General features: G+C 52.5%; 18 protein-coding genes. 3 read left to right on the plus strand and 15 right to left on the minus strand.

All coding sequences use genetic code 11. The features are described from left to right. Positions 1–191 precede the first annotated feature (191 nt). Entirely contained in the window at positions 192–1,019 is an 828-nt protein-coding gene (locus tag H581_RS0126580; RefSeq protein ID WP_028612653.1) for a phytanoyl-CoA dioxygenase family protein, read from the minus strand. Positions 1,020–1,194: 175 nt separating this feature from the next. On the opposite strand from H581_RS0126580, the gene H581_RS36720 reads away from it, so the two are divergent. Then, positions 1,195–2,004, plus strand: a complete 810-nt coding sequence (locus tag H581_RS36720) for a helix-turn-helix transcriptional regulator (protein ID WP_245600181.1) — start codon at positions 1,195–1,197, stop codon at positions 2,002–2,004. 521 nt (positions 2,005–2,525) lie between these two features. Here the strand turns inward: H581_RS36720 and H581_RS0126590 are convergent. The 13 genes from H581_RS0126590 to H581_RS35500 all read right to left on the minus strand — a co-directional run bounded on the left by H581_RS0126590 (position 2,526) and on the right by H581_RS35500 (position 18,419). Continuing rightward, positions 2,526–3,701, minus strand: coding sequence for a response regulator (locus H581_RS0126590; protein ID WP_028612655.1), 1,176 nt, complete (start codon positions 3,699–3,701; stop codon positions 2,526–2,528). Continuing rightward, on the minus strand, positions 3,698–5,494 hold the full coding sequence (locus tag H581_RS0126595; protein ID WP_036720109.1) for a sensor histidine kinase: 1,797 nt from the start codon (positions 5,492–5,494) through the stop codon (positions 3,698–3,700). Before H581_RS0126595 ends, H581_RS0126590 begins: the two co-directional genes overlap by 4 nt. A gap of 9 nt (positions 5,495–5,503) precedes the next feature. Then, positions 5,504–6,382: a carbohydrate ABC transporter permease gene (locus H581_RS0126600; protein ID WP_028612657.1), complete on the minus strand. Its 879-nt coding sequence runs from the start codon at positions 6,380–6,382 to the stop codon at positions 5,504–5,506. 16 nt (positions 6,383–6,398) lie between these two features. Continuing rightward, complete coding sequence (locus H581_RS0126605; protein WP_028612658.1) at positions 6,399–7,292, minus strand: carbohydrate ABC transporter permease; 894 nt, start codon at positions 7,290–7,292, stop codon at positions 6,399–6,401. Positions 7,293–7,474: 182 nt separating this feature from the next. Further along, positions 7,475–8,827 (minus strand): extracellular solute-binding protein, encoded by a 1,353-nt coding sequence (locus H581_RS0126610; RefSeq protein WP_028612659.1) that lies wholly within the window; start codon positions 8,825–8,827, stop codon positions 7,475–7,477. Positions 8,828–9,115: 288 nt separating this feature from the next. After that, entirely contained in the window at positions 9,116–10,060 is a 945-nt protein-coding gene (locus H581_RS0126620) for a hypothetical protein (RefSeq protein WP_028612660.1), read from the minus strand. A gap of 30 nt (positions 10,061–10,090) precedes the next feature. Then, positions 10,091–11,089, minus strand: coding sequence for a hypothetical protein (locus H581_RS0126625; RefSeq protein ID WP_028612661.1), 999 nt, complete (start codon positions 11,087–11,089; stop codon positions 10,091–10,093). Positions 11,090–11,113: 24 nt separating this feature from the next. After that, entirely contained in the window at positions 11,114–12,016 is a 903-nt protein-coding gene (locus H581_RS0126630) for a helix-turn-helix transcriptional regulator (RefSeq protein WP_245600182.1), read from the minus strand. A 377-nt stretch (positions 12,017–12,393) separates the two neighbouring features. Then, the gene (locus tag H581_RS0126635) at positions 12,394–13,146 is read right to left on the minus strand and encodes a YheC/YheD family protein (protein ID WP_028612663.1); all 753 of its coding nucleotides are present in this window, start codon (positions 13,144–13,146) and stop codon (positions 12,394–12,396) included. Between the two features lie 79 nt (positions 13,147–13,225). Then, positions 13,226–13,924 carry a copper homeostasis protein CutC gene (locus H581_RS0126640; protein WP_028612664.1) on the minus strand — a complete coding sequence of 233 codons (699 nt, stop codon included), beginning with the start codon at positions 13,922–13,924 and terminating at the stop codon, positions 13,226–13,228. A 297-nt stretch (positions 13,925–14,221) separates the two neighbouring features. Next, entirely contained in the window at positions 14,222–15,271 is a 1,050-nt protein-coding gene (locus H581_RS0126645; protein WP_028612665.1) for an ABC transporter substrate-binding protein, read from the minus strand. Positions 15,272–15,490: 219 nt separating this feature from the next. Then, complete coding sequence (locus H581_RS0126650) at positions 15,491–17,131, minus strand: helix-turn-helix domain-containing protein (RefSeq protein WP_028612666.1); 1,641 nt, start codon at positions 17,129–17,131, stop codon at positions 15,491–15,493. Between the two features lie 385 nt (positions 17,132–17,516). Beyond that, positions 17,517–18,419 (minus strand): NHL repeat-containing protein, encoded by a 903-nt coding sequence (locus tag H581_RS35500; protein ID WP_051251392.1) that lies wholly within the window; start codon positions 18,417–18,419, stop codon positions 17,517–17,519. 217 nt (positions 18,420–18,636) lie between these two features. Between H581_RS35500 and H581_RS0126660 the strand changes: the two genes are divergently transcribed. Further along, positions 18,637–19,560: a TRM11 family SAM-dependent methyltransferase gene (locus H581_RS0126660; protein WP_028612667.1), complete on the plus strand. Its 924-nt coding sequence runs from the start codon at positions 18,637–18,639 to the stop codon at positions 19,558–19,560. A gap of 94 nt (positions 19,561–19,654) precedes the next feature. After that, a complete protein-coding gene (locus tag H581_RS0126665; protein WP_028612668.1) occupies positions 19,655–19,936 on the plus strand; it encodes a hypothetical protein in 282 nt (93 codons plus the stop codon). Between the two features lie 124 nt (positions 19,937–20,060). On the opposite strand, the gene H581_RS0126670 is transcribed toward H581_RS0126665, so the two are convergent. Then, complete coding sequence (locus H581_RS0126670; RefSeq protein ID WP_028612669.1) at positions 20,061–20,429, minus strand: DoxX family protein; 369 nt, start codon at positions 20,427–20,429, stop codon at positions 20,061–20,063. Positions 20,430–20,590: the final 161 nt, after the last annotated feature.

Raw genomic sequence — 20,590 nt, forward strand, 5'->3', positions numbered from 1 at the left:
AACGGTTATCCTCATGGTTATGATCGATCCAAATTTCTTAAAGAGTCCAAGTTCTAACCATTAACAGGAGTTTGAAAAGCTAATCGAAGGTTTGATCGTGCTCTCCATTTCTGGTGCCGGGAGCTGCTCGAAATAATGAATCTGCCGGCCTTCTTTGTATATAACGCCTGCCTTCTTGCGAAGCAGACTCCCTACTTATGATGTCCGCGAGGCTTCTTCCCGCTCCAGCGCTCGTCGACCTTCTCACTGGCCGCTTGGTACCGGGTATCCACGCTCAGCCGGTATTGGTTCGTCGTGTTTTCGAGCGAGCAATGCATCAGGAACATACCGAAGATAAGGACGTCGCCGGCCTCGTATTCCGTCGTCGCCCACTTCCCGCCGAACCGTTCGGTTACGATAAGCGGATCGTCGGTATAATGCCCGATTCCGGCGTCGCGGTCCGAATCCTTGGAGCCGTACGACTGCTTCAGCTCTTCAAAGTTATGGGAGTCCAGACAAATCGCCAGCCCTCCCATTGCGTAGTCAATATCCCCAAGCGGAGACCAGACGGTATAAAGGTTATGCGTGCCCCTGCCCATGTAAACGATGTCGTAATGCGCGCCGGTGAAGTCTCCCCGTCCGACCGCCCGAAGCCACTTGTAATGATAAGTGAGCGATCGTTCCTCAAACAGCGCATCGAAGAAGCCCATGATGCGGTCGCCGTTCAGCACGCTGAGCAGCTCCGGCAAATCCTCGTTCGTCCCGCCCATAAAGATCGTGCGGCTGCCGCCCGCCATAACGCCTTCCTCCAGCAGCGTATCCCGCTCCAGCTTGCCCAACCGGTCCATCTTCTTCAGGATACTCCTGCGCGCCAGCAGCACCTGCTCCCGGTCATGAAAGCCCCGAAGCAGCAAATAACCGTCCTCCTTCAGCCTGTCACGCAGCGCGTCTATGTCGTGCAGCAGCTCATTCGAGCTTCTTAGTTCCGTTAAATGCGGCCCGCCCAGCTCCAATTCCCGGCTTCCTACTTTAACCATCATTTGCAACACTCCTCCGTTCAGATAGCTTTATTGTAGGAGGCCGCCCCTCTTCAAGCCATGGAGCACCGTCTGTGAATCATGTATAATCGTACGTAAATAACTAACGATTGCGATTATATCACAAGGAATCATGTAAAATAGAACGAATCCGCATAAGGAGAGACTCACCGTGGATATGAAGCCCTATATGGATATTCCCTATACGCTTGAAGGAAATCACGAGCTCCCAGACTGCCGCTTCCGGTCCATCTGGAAGGTGCAGGCCAATGACGCTTATCAAGTCGTCAAGCCGGACGGCTTCTCGTTCCCCGGATTATTTATGACCTGCGGCGGGAAAGGCCTGTTCACCCAATCGGAGAAGCAAGCCCAGCTCGTCTCCTGCACGTTTCTTATCGCGGAAGAGACTGCCCCATGCTCGTACGGCTGCCATGGAGGCCACTGGGATTTTTATTTTATCGAGTTCAGCGGACTCGGCATGGCGCGCCAACTGAATCTTCCGATCGGGCACGCGGTGACGACGGCCAAAATGCCCGAGGCTGTCCAGCTTTGCGAACGGCTCATCGACGGGCTCATCCTGCAGCCGGCAGGCTACGGCTATGCCGCGCATCTTATTCTTCAGGAGCTACTGCTCCTGTTTGCACGCGATCAGGCCGCCATTCCGTCCGCCCGCTTCCCTGAGCTGGATGAGGCGCTCTACCGGATGCACAAACATATCGGCGTTCCTTTTCGGGTAGAAGACTTCATTCGCGGCACGGGCTTATCGCGCACCGTTTTTTTCGAGCGGTTCCGCGCCATGACCGGCATGCCGCCCAGCCGCTATATGCTTGAGCTTAAGCTGGCCTCCGCCAAGGCTTCGCTCGAGACAACGAATGTATCGGTGAAGGAAATCGCCGCCTCGCTGAGCTTCTACGACGAATTCCATTTCTCCAAAGCCTTCAAGCAGCGGTACGGCGTATCTCCTCGTGCTTTTCGCGATAAGCGCTAGAGCGCTTAGAGAGGGGAAAATCGATTTTGGCACTGTCAGACCCGACTGTTCGCGAAAGATATAGCTAACATTCATGGAAGCCAGCTTAGTTGCCAAATTTGAAATTAAACGGTTGGAGTTGGTGCTGAATCAGGAGTTAATTTCAAATTTTGAAACTGGTCAACGAAATCCGGAGGTTTCTCTCGCGAATGAAGCGTTTAGTTTCAGTACTCGAAACTAATCGACTAGGTGCCTCATTGTAGTAAAGAATAGTTTCAGTTTTTGATATTACAACAAAAAAGAACCCCAGCCCTGCTCTTAGAGCAGGTCCGAAGGGTCCCTTCCAGCCTATCAGCAATCGTCTGCCGCCGCATTCCGTTCGCGTTCGTTCCGCATTCAGTTCACCTTCGCGGGTGAGTCCGCCGCATTCCGTACGCGTTCGCGGGTGCTTTCAACCGCATTCAGTTCGCAGGCGCGTTCTGCCGCACTCAGTTCGTGGGTGCGTTCTGCCGCACTCAGTTCGCGGGTGCGTTCTGCCGCACTCAGTTCGCGTTCGCAGGTGCGTTCTGCCGGAACTCCGAAGGCGTGCAGCCGGCTTTCTTACGGAAAATTTGCGAGAAATGGCGGACGTCGGGATACCCGGTTTGCTCGGCGATCTCCCCGATCTTCAGCTCGGAGCCGCGAAGCAGCTCCATCGCCCGCTCAATGCGCAGATGAATGATATACTCCTTGAAACCCTGGCCCATCTTCAGCTTGAACAGCTGGCTGAAATACACCGGATTCAGGTACACGATGGACGCCACCTTCTCCAGCGACAGCTCGGAGGAGAAATGCGCATGAATATACTGCAGCGCCACCTCCACCGCCTTCTCTCCGCCGCTGGCATAATGATCGTACACCTGGGTGGCAGATGTCTTGCGCATCTGCCGGACTTCCCGCGGCACGGAAGCAAGATCGGTAATCCGCCCGGTATGCATCACCTGAAACGGGATTTTCAAGTAGCGCTTCAGGTGTGCGCGCAGCCGCTCGATCAGCGCTCCAAGGCTGGCTCCCTCCCGCAGCGTAACGAGACCGAGCAGGCTCTTGGCGTCAAAGCTGGCCACAAAGCCTTGCCCTGCGTCGTCAATCAGCTCGGACAGCACATTCTCTACAATAAAGTGCTCCAGTCTCAGATCGGCGTCGCTGTCCAAGCGCAGCAGAATAAGATGAAAATGCGGGTGCTTGCCGACAAAAGGCGTCAGGTCAATCCCTCCAAGATCGAGATCGGCGGCCCATCGCGCAAATACGGCTTCCCGCAAAAAACGGAGGTTGCGCGTCAGCAGCTGCGACTCCTTGTTCCGCTCGTTCTCCTCGGCGATTTCCTCTCCCAGCTCCCTGATTTTGTCGATCAGAATATCTTTCCCGATCGGCTTCAGCAAATAATCCTTGGCACCCAGCCGGAGCGCTTCCTTCGCGTAAGCAAATTCAGAATAGGCGGAGATCACGACCCACTTGATATGCGAATGACGCTTGCGCGTCAGCTCGATCAGCTTAAGCCCCGTCATGCCGGGCATGAGCACATCGGTCAGCACAAGGTCGATTGACTCGTTCTTGAGCAGCTCGACCGCTTCCTCCGGAAGCTCGGCCATCCAAACCCGATGCTCCGGGAAATGATTGCGTATCGTCCGCTCAATGCCGCTTCGAATAACGCTTTCGTCGTCCACGACGAGAATATTCAAGAACTCTCCCCCTCTCTGCCTGAAATCGGAAACGACGCAATAACGACCGTTCCCCGTCCCGGTTCGCTTTCGACCCGCAGGCCGCAGGTTTCACCGAACATCAGCTGAATTCGGCGGTGCACATTAAGCAGACCGATTCCTCGCCGGCCCGTCTGCCCGGCATCCGTATCACCCGGATCATGCGCGCCTTCCAGCGCTCCGGTTAAACGCCGCAGCGTCTCCGGATCCATCCCTACCCCGTCATCCTCTACAACGATTTCCAGTCTGCCGCCCGCTTCCCGGGAATAAACGCGCAGCAAGCCGGAATGGCTGAGCGGCTCCAGACCGTATTTCACGGCGTTCTCGACAATCGGCTGCAGAATCATCTTTGGAACCTCAACATCCAGCCAGCGCTCCTCCACCTCGATTGAAGTGCGTACCCGCCCGCTAAGCCTTGTTTCAATAATCGTAAAATAATGCTGAAACTGCTCGAGCTCCTGCCTCAGCGTCGTACGGGAAGCTTCCTCCCAGTCGCTGCTGTAGCGAAAAATGCGGGATAAGGCCAGGATGACCCGGCCCAGCCGGTCATTCTCCCGCTCATCCAGCATCCAATAGATCATATCGAGCGTATTGAACAGAAAATGCGGATTCACCTGGGATTGAAGCGCCTGCAGCTGGGCGTTCTTCTCGCTGATGGAAGCGAGCTTGATCCGCTCGACCAGCTCATCCATGCGCTTCACCATCCGATTGAAGGAGTCGACCAGCACGTTAATCTCATAGTAGGACTGCACCTGCACTTTACCTTTGAAGTTCCCGATCTCCACCTGCTTCATCTGATGAATCAACCGCTTGAACGGCGAGGAGAACGAACGCGAGACGAGCGTTGCCAGTACGGTAGCGGCAACGACGAGCAGCAGCGTTACCGTCAGCAGAAACTGCTGCGTCTGCTTCAGCTCCAGCCGCAGCTCCTCATTCGGCGTGATGCCGATCATTGTCCAGCCGGCCATGCCGATTTGGGCGGCGGTTACCATAGCCCCGTCCCTTTCCCGGACGAAAACCTCATTCTTCTTCAGCGTCCCCAGCCAATCCTGCGGCACATTCGCAAAGTCTTCCGTCTCTTCCTTCGTCCGTATAATGTCCTTGCCAAGCGCATCCCGGATGATAACCAGGCTGCTGGGCCCCAAGCTGGCGTTCGACAGGGCCGACACAATGGCGTCCGCATCCGTCTCGATAAGCACAATGCCGATCGACTTCAGCGCGCTAAGCTCGTACAGCTGCCGTCCGAAAGCAAAAACAGGCCGGCGAATTCCCCCGCTCATCAAGGATTCCGGGAATACGCCGAGCCATTTCATCTCGCCGGTGGTCTGCTTCAGCTCGTTAAACCACGACGTCTCTGAATAGTCTCTTACCGAAGCGCCGTTAGTAAGGTCAAAGCTGAACACCTTGCCGCGATTTGTAACAATATGAATGCCGATGATATCGCTCCGCGAATAGAAGATAGCGCCGATGTTATCGGTAATTCTCCGCTCCAGATTAACAGCCTCGACCGGTTCCGCGGCAGCGTACTGCTGGAGCAGCCTCATCAGATCATTGTTGCTGTTCAGCGACTTTGTCACACTGTCGTACCCTTTAAGCAGAAGATCGAACAGGCCGACTGTCTGCGAAATATTTTTTTCGGCAATGACGCCGACCTTATCCCGAATTTGCTCCGTCGCCCGCTGGTAATAAACCAGGCTTACAATAAACAGCAGGCCGAGCATGCTGAGCAGAAAAATCGGGAACAGGCGGCCGTGAATCGTTTGAAAATTTTTCATGATCCTATCTTAACCCTTTACGGCACCGGCTACCATGCCTTTCGTAATTTTCTCGGCGAGCAGGAAATAGGCGACGATAACCGGCAAAGCGCCAAGCACCAGGAACGCGCCGATTGCGCCGTAGTTAACCGAATATTGGCTGACGAAGCTGTTCACGCCGAACGGAAGCGTCTTGAGCCGCTCGGAAGAAATAAATGTCGCCGCTAGTATATATTCGTTCCAAATGTTAATGAAGGTTAGAATGCACACGGTCATAATCGGCGGTACCGACACCGGCAGCATAATGCTGCGGAAGATACGGAATACGCCCGCCCCGTCCATAATGGCCGATTCTTCGATCTCATGCGGAATCGACTTCATAAATCCGCTAAGAATAAAGACGGCGATCGGCGTCTGGAAGGCGATATACGGCAGGATGAGCGACAAATGCGTGTTCAGAATATCGACATTGCTGAACATAATCATGAGCGGGAGCAGCGTGCCCTGCAGCGGAATCATCATGCCCAGCAGAAAGATCAGCAGAACCAGCTGCCCGTATTTCCAGCGGAAGCGCGAAATGGCGAATGCCGTAAGCGAAGCCAGTAAAATAACGCCAACCATGGTCACCGAGGTAACAAGCAGGCTGTTGGATAAATACTTCCAGTAGTTTCCGCTCTCGATGGCGGCGCTGTAGTTGCTCCATTGCCATTGCGATGGAAGGGCGAAGAAATTGCCCGACAATATTTCCTCATTCGTCTTGAACGAATAGAGCAGCAGCCACAGAAGCGGATACAGCTGGGTAACGATCAGTACGCCAAGCACGGCGAATACCATCATTTTGGCAAAAGAGAAACGAATTCGCCGGGTTGCAACGGCAGGCGCGGCCGGTATTGCTGCAGATTGATTCATGCGAAGCGCCTCCTTCTTACGTGTATTTTTTGTCCAGACGAGTGAACAAGAAATTGATAATCACGGTTGCGGCCAGGCAGACAACGACCAGGAATGACGCAATGGCGCTGCCGTAGCCGTATTCCTGCGACAGGAACGACATTTTGTACATATGGCTCGAAATCACGTCCGTCGCATTTGCGGGTCCGCCTCCGGTCATGACCATAATCAGGTCAAACGACTGAAGGGAGCCGATAAATGAAAGCACTACCGATATTTTAAAAATCGGAATGATCATAGGCAGCGTAATATATCGATCGGCCTTGAAGCCGTCCGCTCCGTCTATCTTGGCGGCTTCGTAGATGTCGGCCGGAATGTTCTGAATGCCGGTGAATTGAATTAAGACATGATAGCCCAAGTATTGCCATAAGCCGACCAGAATGATCGCAAAGATGGCGATTTTCGGTTCGGTCAGCCAGGAATGAGTCCATTCCTCAAGACCGATCATAATAAGCAGTTGATTGATCATGCCGCCCATGGAGGCCGGATTATAGATCGTCTTCCACAGTTGCCCAATGACGACGACGGACAAAATTACAGGCAGAAAATAGCTGGATACAAGGAAATTGGGCTTGCGGACATAACGGCTGATCAGAATAGCCACGAACAGCGCAATCGGAAGCTGGATGAGCATAGAGAAGCCAGCCAGCATAAAAGTGCGTCCGACGGCCGGCCAGAAGACGGCGTCCGACGTCAGCATTTTCACGAAATTATCGAAGCCGACAAACGTTGACTCCCCGATGCCGTTCCAGTCCAGCATGCCGCTGTAGAAGGAAATGAGTATTGGAACAAAAACAAGCGAGATGTAAATCAGCAAACAAGGCAGCACGAATGCCGCGATCGTCCACCTGGATACTTTCAGTACGTTCAAGGCATCCAACTCCTTCAAGCTTTATCGCCGATCAAGCGTAAACGGCTGAGCCGGCCTTTGGCGGCAAAGCAATCGTTTCGCGGTGAAATATAAGCTAAATTATAAGTGCTAAACTTATAAAGTCTTATATTTGAAGAAAGGGGGAGCGCTGGGCAGCCCCTTTAACCATCACAAGGCGGCAATTATTTATTGTCTTCGTAAGCTTTCTGATGCTCTTTCGCCACATCGGCAGCTTCTTTCTTGGAAACGAACAGGTTTTGAATGCTGGACAAATGAATTTGGGACGTTCCCGGGTTCATCGTGTTATCGAATGAGAGATCTCCGCCCTTTACTTCCTTGAACAGGTTCAGAACGTCGACTGCCATCTTCGAATAACCGGCAGCAGCAAAGTCCTCATCGATGTTTTGAGCGACGCCGACTGCGCCTTTCACCTTGAACGCTTCGATCGGGTAGTTGATCATAAAGAAGTTCAAGAAATCGAGTGTCTCCTCCAGATGCTCGCTGTTCTTCGATACCGCGAAGCCGCTGCCCGGAGCCAGCATGAACTCGTTCGGATCGCCTTTGCCGTTTACGGCAGGGAACTTGAATACGCCGATATTGTCATTTTTGCTTGCTTCAGAGGTTTCGATACCGCCTGTTGCCCAGCTCCCCATGTAGTACATAGCCGCTTGGCCCGTCTTGAACAGGTTCTCGCCGGCGTTGTAATCGAAGGATGTGGCGCCTTCTTGGAACGCGCTTGCTTGAACCAGCGATTGGAATGCGTCAACCGCCTCGGTGAATGCCGGATCTTCAAATGTTTTGCTGCCGTCCAGTACGGACTGCAGGAAGCCGGGACCGTTCGTGCGGAGCAGGATGTTCATGAACAGGAACGAGCCGGTCCAGCTGTCCTTCTCGCCGATTGCGATTGGCGTAATGCCAGCCGCCTTCAGCGTCTTCGCCGCTTCAACCATTTCCTCGAATGTCTGCGGAACCTCAACGCCCGCTTTCTCGAACAACGATTTGTTGTAATAGACAACGCCGATGTTGTTGCCGTCAGGCAGCGCGTACAGGTTGCCGTCGAATGTGTAGTAGTCCAGAATGCCTTCCTGGAACGTATCCTTCAGACCGTTCTGCTCGACCATCTCATTCAGCGGCGCGAACAGGCCGGCTTCAACGAATGGCTGCATTTGAGCGGCCGGGTTCACGATCGTAATGTCCGGAATTTCCTTGGAAGCCGCTTGCGTCTTCAGCTTCAGCTTCTGCTGGTCGGTATTCAAGGAGTCCAGCTCGATCTTCACATTCGGATGCTCGGTCTCGTACTTCGATACGATTTCGCGAATCATTTTATATTTCGGATCCGTAGGGTCCGGATAAATATTTTGGAAAGTAATCGTTACTTTCTTGCCGTCTCCCGCACCGGCTCCGTTTCCGTTTCCGTCTCCCGCTGCCGGTGTCTCGCCGTTCGTATTTCCTCCATTAGCGCCGCACGCGGTAAGTCCAAAGGCAAGGACGCCGGCCAATGCAAAGCTAAGCCACTTTCCTCTTCTATTTCCCATGTTTATATCCCCCTTAATGGTTATGGAGCTATTATGCTTCATATCCGTTCCTCTCACAATGAAGTTTCTTAGGATGAGATGTTTGTTTTCTTTAGGTGGGGTTATGCTGCATTATTTCCTGAACACGCAAGCAGAAACGCCTTTCGGCGTCCTTGTCAGAGGACGCAAACCGTTTCGCGAAGAATTCTAAACGCATATAAGCGTAAACCTTATAAATTATTAGCATTAAAAAATACCGCCAAACATCATTCCCGTATTCGGAATAATGCCGGCGGTACTGGCCGCAGCCTATCTTAAAGCGATATCGTGCCTTCGAATATCAATCGTCTCACGCATGAACGTTTTGATCGTTGCAATCGCCATTTCTTCGGACTGCCTGGCGGCGGCGAATAGAGGGATAAGCTGTTGATCCGCCGAGCCTGCCAGCCGCTCCGCCTCATCGAATGCCGCCTCCAAGGACTTGTAATGCTCAACCGCCGTTCGAAGCTCTGGCCAGTAGGTCTCCAGCGCGGCAAAATACCGGCTGATGTCCCGTTTGGCAGCGGCATAGCTGCGGATAACGGCCGATATTCCCGAACGGTCATAGTCTCCGCTATGCAGTGCCGCTAGTATGGCATCATATGCCGAACGCCCGCAGGCATAATCCGCTTCGGGCAGCATCGGATCATGCGTTTCCCATTTATGAACGGCTTGCATGAGCGACTCCCTGCAGATTTCAAGATGATCGAGCGCGATGCGATTCTCGAACACTTGGTAGTACCAGTAAGGCGAGGCATTTCTGCCAAAATCCACATACGGCAGCAGCACAAGCTCATCCGCTTCTCCATTCGATATCCATAACGCTTCCCGTTCGTCATCGTAGCCGGCGGCAATGACGAATCGGTTATTCCATAGGATCGCTCCTATTCCGCCGTCAATCGCGCCTTTGATCTGAGCGATGGCATCCCGCTTGTAGAGCGGAAAGGTCGCGTCAAAGTAAAAGCCGGCTCCCGACCAAGCGGCTACGCCGATAAAGTCTGCGGCAAGAAAGTTTTCCGCGATCCAGTTGTAAGCGACAGGCGATTCCGCCGTTAACCGCCGGCTGACCGTAAAGCGAAAGGCTGACGCCGTCATGCCGGCGAGCATCGGCTTCGGGAAGGAAAACCATCTCTTGCGGGTCAATACGGCGTGCATGGCGTCGATATAAGAATTCGACTCAATGGTCATCTTCAAATCCGCTAGTATGACAGCCATAATTGTACACCTCTCTCTGCGCCTGCGCGGTTACTTAGGCGTATGCGCTCCCCAGCGCGGAACGACGGACCGCTTTGGGTCAGGATAAGCGCGGGATATGGCGCGAAACAAATCGACCGCCCGGTCTTCAAGCGATTGCGCGGCCGTCAAGCCGCCGATCAGTTCTTCAATTAGGCTGCGATCGATTTGCCGCCTCCCGTTCGTTTCGGCAATGCTGCCCTCCATATCCGGAATAGACGCGGCTAATTGCTCGTATAGTACCGATGCGTCGTCCAGTTCCGGCCAAATGCCGCGCGCCTCTCGCAAATACGCACAAATTTCTTTTCGGGAATGGAAGTAGGAATCCAGAATATAGACGGCCCCGTTCTCATCGTAGCCGCCTTTATGAAGAGCGTGAATGAGAAAATCATAGGCCAGCTTGCCCGAGGCTATATCCTTGTTCGGCAATGTTTTATAAGGGGTATCCCAGTCGTAAATAGCGAGACGAAGCGATTCGAGAAGCATCGCTTCATCAGAGACAATCACCTTTTCCCCGAATAGCTGGCAATACCAGAATTCGGTGAAATTAAGACCGAAATTGTCATAGAGCACAACTTGACGGTCACCCGACCAGCCGTCCTGAACAAAAAATACACGGTCCTCGTCGTCATAGCCGTCAATAACGCCGAACTCCGGTATCCAATAAATGGCGCCGATTCCCTCGTCCAGACTGTCCTTCGCTGCCTGTACCGCTTTCTGCTGGTAATGGCGGAACGTCGGGTGCCTGGTTCTCCCTCCGTCCATCACCGTAAATAACCCTACATTTTCAATGGCCGGCCTATGCTCGTTAATCCACTGCCCGTAGGCCGTTACCGATAGCGGCAGCAGCTGTTCATGAACCGTAAATTTGAATGCCATCCCGGTAAGCCCGGCGAGCCTGTGCTTCGTACCGTTGAACAAATGGGCTGCCGTCAGTATGGCGTAGAGGCTGTCTATATAAGATTTGGACTCCCGCTTCATCAGAAGCTGTTCCAACCGCACGACCGGCATCGCTTCGTCCCCCCGTCTCCCGTGCTACTCTATCAGGTTCAAGCGACTCAACGCCTGCTCGCACCTGCTCTGAAGCTTCTGCTTCAGCCAGCGGGGAGAAATCAGCTCCTCCCATTCGGCAACGAGCAGATGCTGCAGAAAGCTGTCCGCATCATAAAAAGAAACGGTATAAACAAGCTGCTCCAGCGCATGTATGCGGTAACCGTTCCAGCTGTCCCCATTAAGCGCGGCCGGCAATTTCACTTGCGCCAAATAAGGCGTACGTGCAGGCTTCCTGCCTTCAAAATCTGTCGTTTCCGCCACCGGGCCGTGTTTAAAGGCTGGGCCGGAAATCGAAATCTGACAAATGCCGTCCAGTCTCAAGCTCGTCGGCCTCTCGTCGCCTTCGCCGTGTACAAGGACATAATCGGCATGATAGCGGGAAGCAAACCTGATTGGAGTTACATGCAAGCTGCGCTCCCCTTCCTCGTCCTTATACAGGATCATGACGGACCGGCCTTCCGACATGGCGCTGGAAAGCAGCTCCATATGCTGGATCGTCCGCGGATGAACATCGAAGATCGGCAGGCGCAGACGATCCCCGCTTGCGGTCTCCTTCGTGCTCTCGAATCGGCCAAGCAAGTCGGCGACGCGGCCGACAGACCCGGAATGATCGTAATTGTAATGCCGGTAACGAAGCGCGAGATAGCCGAGCACCTTCTTCTCCTCATCCGTCATATACATATGCGGCAGGATAAACGCCTCGTCTTCATAGCAGTAGCCTCTCTGCTTGGCTACGTATTTCAATGGCGCGCGAAGCGACATTTCCATATATTCAATATCCCGCGCGGCTTGCCGTCTGGAAATCTCGAATTCCTTGGCGAGAAGGCTGCTGTTCGGGTAGTTGCCCGCCCGTACTTGCTGATCAAACCAACCGATACGATGCATGTTGCTCACGTCCAAACAGCCCCTTCCTTTGCTTGTTTCTTCATTACAGCATTAAACGGCCCTTCATGCAACGATAGCTTAACCGTTCACGGCGTCTACCTTCTCCTGCGGTGCGTTTACGCATCGTTTGCATACTTGAAAAGACATTCCCTTCGAGCTTGTTTGCGTATACAGAAGCTTAATTCTGGTGCTTGCGCATATGGGGCAGGTCCCCCTTCCGCGGGAAGGAAGTTTCCATAACACGCGGCCTCTTTTTGTTTTTGGCATCGGTTTCTAACCTCGTTTCTTTGAAGATGCCATCATTATAAAACAAGTGGTACGACATAAAATGTCGTACCACTTGAGCTGTTCATTATTTTCTGTCGGCTGCAGACGATCTAACCTTTTCTTCCATATTTCCTGGCATAGGACATGATGCGGCGATACATGCTTTTATTCATTCGCCTCAGCGGGTAGAACTGGGGTCTGGTATTCACTTCAAGAATCCAAGCCCTCCCTCTGGCGTCCAAGGCAACGTCGAGCCCCAGTTCCCGAAATCCGCTGATGCGCTTGTCAAATAAGCGTCCAACGGATGTGCCGAGCCTCTTCAGCTCAGCTTCCTTCTCCTTGATCCTGGACTTGCTGAACCCCGCTTTCGACATCGTTTGCTGAAAATAGCCGAGATCGCCGCCTTGATGGTAGTTTGTCGCCACCTTGCCCGGCCTGCCTACCTTCGTGAAGAGCGCCGTGCTCTTCCATACGCCGCCGACCGATTTCTGAACCATGACGCGAATGTCGAAAGGCCTGCCGTTCGCGGCGGCAAGCTTAATGCCCTTCTGCATCAGAAAAGAGCGCCCCTTGGCGCGTTTCTTCAAATGTCCATAGAGAGCATCGCGTGTGGGGAAACGTTTTTTTGCCGAGTTATGTTGGGTTTGATAACCGTTCCCGGCCTTTGTTATGCGCACGATATGAAAGCCGCCCGTCCCGCCGGTAGGTTTAAAATAGACGGTGGAGTAGCGGGAAAGCATGCTTCCGAGACTGCTTCGGCTGAACAGCAAGGTCTGGGGAACATAGGATCGAATTTTCGCTGCGCGCAGCAGCCACTTCGTTTTTAACCATTTGCTCTTGATCGAGGTGCTTTTATACCTCATGCCGTCCCTCCTCTCTCCCCTAACATATGAGAGGCGGTTATAGCTTGATCGTGCTCCTGTCTAGCTGCCTTTTTCGTTTCTAGTATCCGCCCGCCGTACGAAGGCTGTCAGCCAAAGCCCGAAGGACCACAGGGTCAATTGGAGACAATGGGCTATTGCCGTAACGAACCCCCGATCCAAAATGAACTTCCTTCACGCCTGTCTGTTCGATAAACGCCTTAATGCCATGCGGCTTCAAGCCGCTGCCGGCTAATATGTTCACCGATCCGCCTTGCGATGCTTCGACCAGCCTGCGTATAGCCGGAATAGCCTCCATGGCCGAACCCGGCCCCGCGGAGGTAAGCACCCGCGTGATTTGAGGATATTGGCCAAGCGTCCGCAGACCGTCAGCCTGGTCCATCAGCTCGTCGAAAGCGCGGTGAAATGTTACTTGTAAGCCGTCTGCCAGCGGCAGCAAAACCTCCATGGCCGGTTCGTCAATTCGCCCTTTCGAGGTCAATGCGCCCAGAACGATACCTGCAGCGCCGCTGGCCGCAATGGCTCTTATTTCTGCCGCCATTGTCAAAATATCATGACCCGAGTAAACGAAGGATCGGCTGTGCGGACGAACCATAACGAACACAGGAATGCTCACGGCTCTAACAACCTGCTCGACTAATCCAATCCCCGGGGTCAAGCCGCCTTCGGTAATAGCGGTAACCAGCTCCAGGCGATCCGCGCCGTTCGCCTCGGCCGTCAGCGCATCCTCCATACAAGCGGCGATAACTTCCAATACCATAACTAAGTAAGCCTCCCGTTTCTCTAATTCTCTCCCTGCCTGCCACTTCTCGTTAGGTGATATTTCACTTCGTTTCTCCGCTGCTGACTGCTGGCATTGATGATAAACCCGGAATAACCACAAAGAACATGCAGCCGCCGCATATTGCGGCACTGCATGTTTCTCTTCAGCTTGCTTCAGGCCTATCGCCTCATCTAGTATTTGGAACGTTCCACCACCACAAACGAAGGATAGGTTTCAAAGGTTGCGATGTTTCGAAAAAAATGAAGCAGCTATATTAATATTGGTCACCTCCAGTTACTTCCCAAGTAGAGCTTCGCGGATAATTTCTAGAGATTTCAGCTTAATATGCGGGAAATCGCTAATAATCCACTGCGGAACTTCGTATACGCGGTCATGACGTACGGCGTTCAGGCCTTTCCATACCATCGTCTCCTGGAGTCCTTTCAGGTTGTCCTTGGCATCTTGGTCCCCGCCTGCTCCAGGAGTCCCTACTTCCATAAAGATATAATCAGCGTCGAAATCAGGCAGCGCCTCCAGTGAGATTACTTCGATTCTCTTCACGTTCTCCAGGCCGGGAACCGGCTTCAGCCCCAACTCGCCAAACAGCGTCTGCGACAACGCCTGGTCCACGCCGTGCACGCGAACTTCTTTCGGCATCACCCTCAAATACAGGAAGGTGGCATCCGGCTCTGCCCGCTTGCCAAGCTCCTCGCGCAATTCGGCAGCTTCCCGGTCAAATTCTGCGAGCCATGCCTCCGCTTCGGCCTCACGGTCAAGATAACGCCCAACCTCCCGCAGCCCTTCTCTCCAGTTATCAGCCTTATCAACCACAATTGTAGGCGCGATCTTCTGCAAATTTTCCAGCGTATCCGTCGAGCGGGCGATAATCAGGTCCGGCTCTGAATCGATCAGGGATTCCATATTCACGCTGTCGCCTAACGGGACGACCTTGGCTAAAGGAGAGCCGTCGATATAAGGCAAATCCGTTTCTCCCAAATACGTGCCCATCGCATGCGGGATTATCCCCAGCGCCAGCAGCGTATCGGCAAGCCGATAGTCCAGCACGGCAATCTTCTTCGGCTCATCCTCCAGAACAGTTTGTCCGCCCGCATGCTCGATTACGCGCCGGTTCGCCTCCCCAGCCGGCTTCGTATCTGTCTCTTGATTGGCAGTCTCATTAGCCGTCGCATCGGCGGTTCCATTAGCTCCGGTCTGTCCGCCTGGCGTTTCCCGGACATTTCCCGAGCATGCCGCAGACAACAGCAGCAGCGCCAAAGCCAGCAGCGGCAGCCCCCTCCTCCCCCGTCCAAACCGTATAAATGACATGATCAAATTGACTTTCATCTCCGCATGCTTCCCCCTTATGTCGATTAGCCGCTCCGGATATAAGCTTATCCTCGCGGTAAATAATAATGATAATCTTTATCAATAGAAGCTATTGTATAGGAAGCCCTGCAGAGAGTCCATGTCTGAATGCAAGATTTTATGCTTGTACAGATTTAAGCGTGCACGATCATCGTTTTGTCCGCTTGCCAGGTTTAACCCTCACAAGTTAATCGGCTGTTATCTGCGCATGAGCGAGTTCAGTAATTGGACCGCCGATTCCAGCTGCCATTCCAGCGAGCTCGGGGCATAGACCATCCACTGAAACCAGTCCAAAATCGCATAACGCTTCGTACGCACCGCAGTATGCCGCTGCCATAACAAATCCTCGGCCAATACCCTCTCCATTCTCGCTTTCTCCTCTGGCGAACATACAAACAGCAGCAGCATATCCGCATCATAGTCTGGCAGCTCCTCGGGCTCCACCTTCATCCAGTTGAAGCCCGTTCCCGGCGCAAACTTGCCTGCTTCCTTCCGGATCGGGTCCGGCGGCGTCAGCTGCAGCGAACGATAGAATACGTGTCCTACGTTCCGCGTGCTGTACATCCTCAAACCGTTTTCCCGCATCACGCCTATCGCAAGTACGGCCCCGCCTGCCTGCTGCCGGATCAGCTTGCGTCCCTGCTCCTCCTTATGCTCGAACCGGTCAAGCCACAACTGCGCATGAAGCTTGCGGTCGACAATGAGCGCAATTTGCCGCAGATGCCCGTATACGTCCATGTTCGTCCATGAAATAGACAGAATCGGCGCGATATCCCCGATATGCTCGCGCGCTTTGATCAGCACGTTATCCTTGCACAGGATAAGATCAGGACGAAGGTTCAGGAATACCTCGCGGCTCGTTTCCCATGCCTCGGAGCCGTGCATAGGCAGGCTCAGCTCTGTCGTATCGAATGTGAAGCTCGGATGCAGCTGGGCAGCGCGGGGCGCCACGCCAAGCGTATACAAATGATCCGTACAAGGATAGGACAGGGAAATGACGCCGGGGCTGCTCTGCTTCAAATAGGCTGTCGGAGGATAACCGGTGCTTTCTTTGAAACGGCGGCTAAAATAAAACTCATCCCGGTATCCGACAGACTGAGCGACCTCGCGTATGTTATGAGCGGAGGCGAGCAACAGCTCCTTCGCCCGATTTATCCTTAGTTGCGTAATATAGGCGCTTGGGGACTTATCCATAAACCGCTTGAACTGCTGCGAGAAATAGACGGGATGCAGACCGGCCATCTCGGCCAGCGTCTCTACGCGGAGGTCCCGATGATAGTTATCCTGAATATAGCGCAGCACCTGCTGCAGCCAATGCTCTTCTTGTTCGGAGCCGCCTGCTTCGCCGGCTGGCGCAATCATCTGCAGCAGCTCCATCAAATACTGCTGCCGCTGCAGACGAAGCACCGGAACAGGAATCGCCGGTGCCGGCTTGGAAAGCAGCATGAGCTGCTGCTTGACGCGATTAAACGGACCGGTGTATTTTCCCTCTGCCGTCAGACCCAGCTGCCGCTCGTACAACCGGTGCCGTTCCGTCCGCTCAACGGCGCGGAATAGATCGAATTTCGCCAAATACAATTTCAGAGGAGTTTCTTTGTTGGGCTTAATGGAAACAGCAGTACCCGGATACAGCAGAAACAACCCATGGCGGGCAAGCTCGGACGACTGCTCCCTGTAGTGCAGTTCACCCTTCCCTTTGTCGCAATAAATAAGCAAGAACGCAGACAATGCCGCAGCTTGCGGATAGATTACGGCCTCCGTATCTTCCACGATGACGGACTCGTGAACTTCTGCCATCAGGCTGTCCCACGGCTCATTCCCTTCCGGCAATTGGCTCATGCCATTCACCTCCTTTGCCTGCATGTTGTAATTCAGATTACCATTCACCGGGTTGTCTTTCCACTTTTACATAGCTGGCAGAAAACACAAGGAGGCTGCAGCAAGTCGCAAACTATATAAGTTGAACGATTGATTTACATCAGCTGTAATCGCTGCGAGAGTAAATCACTCTTACGATCGCTGTTCCAGCCAAATGGTCTGAATAGGTAAGCCCTGTTAGGTAACCATTTGGACTGCAAAAAGCGACCACTTCGTTTCTCCAGAACGATTTGCTCTCTCCGCTTCACGCTTTCGTTTCTTTCGTTCAACTTATATAACAACCTGCCGCAGCCCCGCTAGCGGATGAAAACAATCCGCCATTAATCACGCCTGCTTTATTATCGTTTCAAATGCGCTCCAGCTTCGTCACTCTTCCGTCGGAAATCCATTCCGCCGCATAGACATTGCCTTTCGAATCGACGCATACGCCATGCGGCGAGCTAAACCGGTCATCTCTGTAATATTCCTTCGGAAGATTCGGCCATCCCTGCTGCTTATATGCATTCTGATCTTCTCCCAGGTGCGTAATCAACGTATCGTTTTTATCGAAAATGGTGTATCGGCTGTGTAAATCGGGGAAATACATCTCGTCCCCGAAGAAATAGAAGCTGCATGGCATGTCCATATCGTTATCGAACTGCCGCTTGAATTCGCCGTCCATCGTAAATACCTGAATACGGGAATTGCCTCTGTCCGCAACGTACAGCTCCGGCTCCTGATTGCGGGGATTTACCGAAATCCCGTGCGGGCATTTGAATTGCCCCTGCTCGGAACCCGTGCCGCCCCATGAGCGAATGTAAACGCCTTCAGATGTGAACTGATGAACCCAATTCCGACCGTAGCCGTCCGATACATAAATATCGCCGTTCGGCCCGACCGCCACGTCGGTAGGGACGTATTTGCGCTCCGCATCGTAAATATCCGGACGATCCGGCGCTCCGATCGTTAACAGCTCTTCTCCTTCGAGCGTCAGCTTAACCATAAGTCCGCGACTCGTATCCGTCACGTATAAGTGCTCCTGATGGAAATAAAAACCATGCGCCCCGCCTTCGAACTGTTCCCCGAATGCGCGAATAAACTCTCCTTGCTCCGTGAAAACAACAATCGACGGCGTTCCGGTATGAAATACATATACCCGATCCTCCGAGTCCGTCACAATACCGTGCGTGTAGCCTACATTGACGGAATCCGGCCATTTGGCCCAACCTGCCGCTACCTGGTAAACGTGTGAGTTTGATCCTGCTTTCAAGACAATTCCTCCTCGACTCTGGCGGTTTTTCTGCTGAACATTCACCATCTTCCCGAAGTTGTCCAACCTCAACATCATACCATTTTACCGTTGTTTTTTGGAGATTGGATCTATCTCGGCGTAAGCTGATTTCTCCGCCCATTAACAGAAGCGTGTTCATATAGCGTATACTAGAAGCTTCTGCAGTTCATGTGAAGGATGTGATCATACGAAGTTTATATATACTTATGGGTATCGCCTGGAGGAAATCGGGCTGTGCCAGCTGGAGATGCGTTCTTTTTTTGGTAAACAGTCCGACACCGGCCTCTTAATGAGTGAAATAGCCGTTCATCCCGACCGCAGCCCGTTTATGAGAGAGCGGATTGAGGTGCTCTATGAAGGGGACAGGCTCGAAGAGATTTTGGAGCAGGTGGAGCAAATCGAATTACGCGATCAAACCTTTAAAGTCATCTTCGTCAAAATGAATGATTTGGCGCCGGAAGACAAAATTGAATTCGACGAGCAGCGCGTCATTGAACGCGAGATTGGCATTCATATCGAGGGTGAAGCCGATGTACGGCGGCCTGATCATGTTTTCGGCATTTTAACCTGGGGCGGACGCTGGTATTTCGGCAGCTATATCAAGAGCAAAGCCGTTTGGCTCACCCATATGCGGAAACCAAGAAACTACTCCATTGCCCTAAGCACGCGAGTAGCGCGGGCCGTGGCCAACATTGCCGTACCCGTACCCATGCAGGTGACGGCCATTGATCCCTGCTGCGGCATCGGGACGGTGCTGGTCGAAGCGCTATCCATGGGGATCGATATCGTCGGGCGAGACAGCAATCCTTTTGTCGTTCAAGGCACTCGTGAAAATTTGGACCATTTCCATCTCCAAACCGATGTTGTCTGCGGGGATATATCTGAAATTTCGAATCACTACGATGCCGCTGTCGTGGACATGCCTTATAACCATTTCTCGCACACCTCTTCCGAGGCGCAGCTTTCCTTGCTGCAGCATACTCGCCGAATCGCCGACAAAGCTGTCATTGTTACGGTTGGCGCGATCGACGAACTGATTGTAAGCGCAGGATTTTCGATCCATGACCGCTGTACCACGAGAAAAGGGAACTTCATCAGGCAGATTATTGTTTGCACCTAACCGTATAGCTTACGGTCGTTGTATTCCTCGCATATGCAGGCTCATTGCAGTAAACTGAAATGATGCTCCAATCTACGATTAAGAGGTGTATTACATGTCCATTAATTTTAAACAATCGATTATAAATCGACTAAAAAGAGAAATAGCTCAGCTCGAAACGCAAAGCTTGGACGAGAAGAAGAAGAAAGATACAGCCGAAGCTAAACTGAAGCAATTACATCGGGATAGCAAAAAAAGCGCACTACCGAGCGATTTGAGCAATAAATTAACCCGAATAAATAAATTAAATGCAGAATTAACCGAAATCGCCGGGAGACAAGCTGATTTAGCCAAGCAGTTGGTTATTAAGAAGGCGGAGCTAAAAAACCGCACATAGCTCTTCCTTGAACAGATTGCCATCTGTCTCTATCCGTTACTTCAACAAATTATTTGGCCGGCGGTGTGCATTGGCCCTTCCGCCGACAAAACCAGTCGTCGGAAACAACAGGGATTATGCTTTCTTAATAAATTGTAAGCATCAGACCCTCTGCATTAATGAGGGTTAGAATGATGATTAATGCAGTAAAAAAGATGGCCGCTGCCGTTTTGCCGATTGGATCTTTGACCCTGAAATGCGCGAGACACGCCAATAACATAGTGACTCCAAGCCAAATGCCAGCCCATGCGACCGCCTCTACATACCAGTAGCCTATAATGAGTAATGCTGCTCCGATTAACTGGACGATACCTGTGACGACACGAAACCATTGCGGTAGTCCAAGATTCTTGAAAATATCAGCCCAGTATTTGGCTCCTGCAATCTTGGCGCCTCCTGAAAAGGCATAGTATAAGACAAGTAAACTTTGAAGAACGATGGAGAATATAGTCATTAGGATTTCCTCCCTTTATTTTAAGTGCCAAAAATTTCGTATTACCATTCTGCCTACAACTTTTTGAGCTGCCTACCCATTCTCACCTGATTTTCCCTTCCCGTAGGTGCTTCGAAAACAATAATCAACTCCTTAGTTTAAATGTTCTTTTCGGGACATCC

This window comes from Paenibacillus harenae DSM 16969, assembly GCF_000422465.1.
Classification (GTDB): Bacteria; Bacillota; Bacilli; order Paenibacillales; family Paenibacillaceae; genus Pristimantibacillus; species Pristimantibacillus harenae.

Bases quoted from the DNA above. Each gene is read 5' to 3' on its own strand.
- H581_RS0126580 (WP_028612653.1), bottom strand. From the start codon at position 1,019: ATGATGGTTAAAGTAGGAAGCCGGGAATTGGAGCTGGGCGGGCCGCAT.
- H581_RS36720 (WP_245600181.1), top strand. From the start codon at position 1,195: ATGAAGCCCTATATGGATATTCCCTATACGCTTGAAGGAAATCACGAG.
- H581_RS0126595 (WP_036720109.1), bottom strand. From the start codon at position 5,494: ATGAAAAATTTTCAAACGATTCACGGCCGCCTGTTCCCGATTTTTCTG.
- H581_RS0126600 (WP_028612657.1), bottom strand. From the start codon at position 6,382: ATGAATCAATCTGCAGCAATACCGGCCGCGCCTGCCGTTGCAACCCGG.
- H581_RS0126610 (WP_028612659.1), bottom strand. From the start codon at position 8,827: ATGGGAAATAGAAGAGGAAAGTGGCTTAGCTTTGCATTGGCCGGCGTC.
- H581_RS0126620 (WP_028612660.1), bottom strand. From the start codon at position 10,060: ATGGCTGTCATACTAGCGGATTTGAAGATGACCATTGAGTCGAATTCT.
- H581_RS0126625 (WP_028612661.1), bottom strand. From the start codon at position 11,089: ATGCCGGTCGTGCGGTTGGAACAGCTTCTGATGAAGCGGGAGTCCAAA.
- H581_RS0126630 (WP_245600182.1), bottom strand. From the start codon at position 12,016: ATGCATCGTATCGGTTGGTTTGATCAGCAAGTACGGGCGGGCAACTAC.
- H581_RS0126635 (WP_028612663.1), bottom strand. From the start codon at position 13,146: ATGAGGTATAAAAGCACCTCGATCAAGAGCAAATGGTTAAAAACGAAG.
- H581_RS0126640 (WP_028612664.1), bottom strand. From the start codon at position 13,924: ATGGTATTGGAAGTTATCGCCGCTTGTATGGAGGATGCGCTGACGGCC.
- H581_RS0126645 (WP_028612665.1), bottom strand. From the start codon at position 15,271: ATGAAAGTCAATTTGATCATGTCATTTATACGGTTTGGACGGGGGAGG.
- H581_RS0126650 (WP_028612666.1), bottom strand. From the start codon at position 17,131: ATGAGCCAATTGCCGGAAGGGAATGAGCCGTGGGACAGCCTGATGGCA.
- H581_RS0126665 (WP_028612668.1), top strand. From the start codon at position 19,655: ATGTCCATTAATTTTAAACAATCGATTATAAATCGACTAAAAAGAGAA.
- H581_RS0126670 (WP_028612669.1), bottom strand. From the start codon at position 20,429: ATGACTATATTCTCCATCGTTCTTCAAAGTTTACTTGTCTTATACTAT.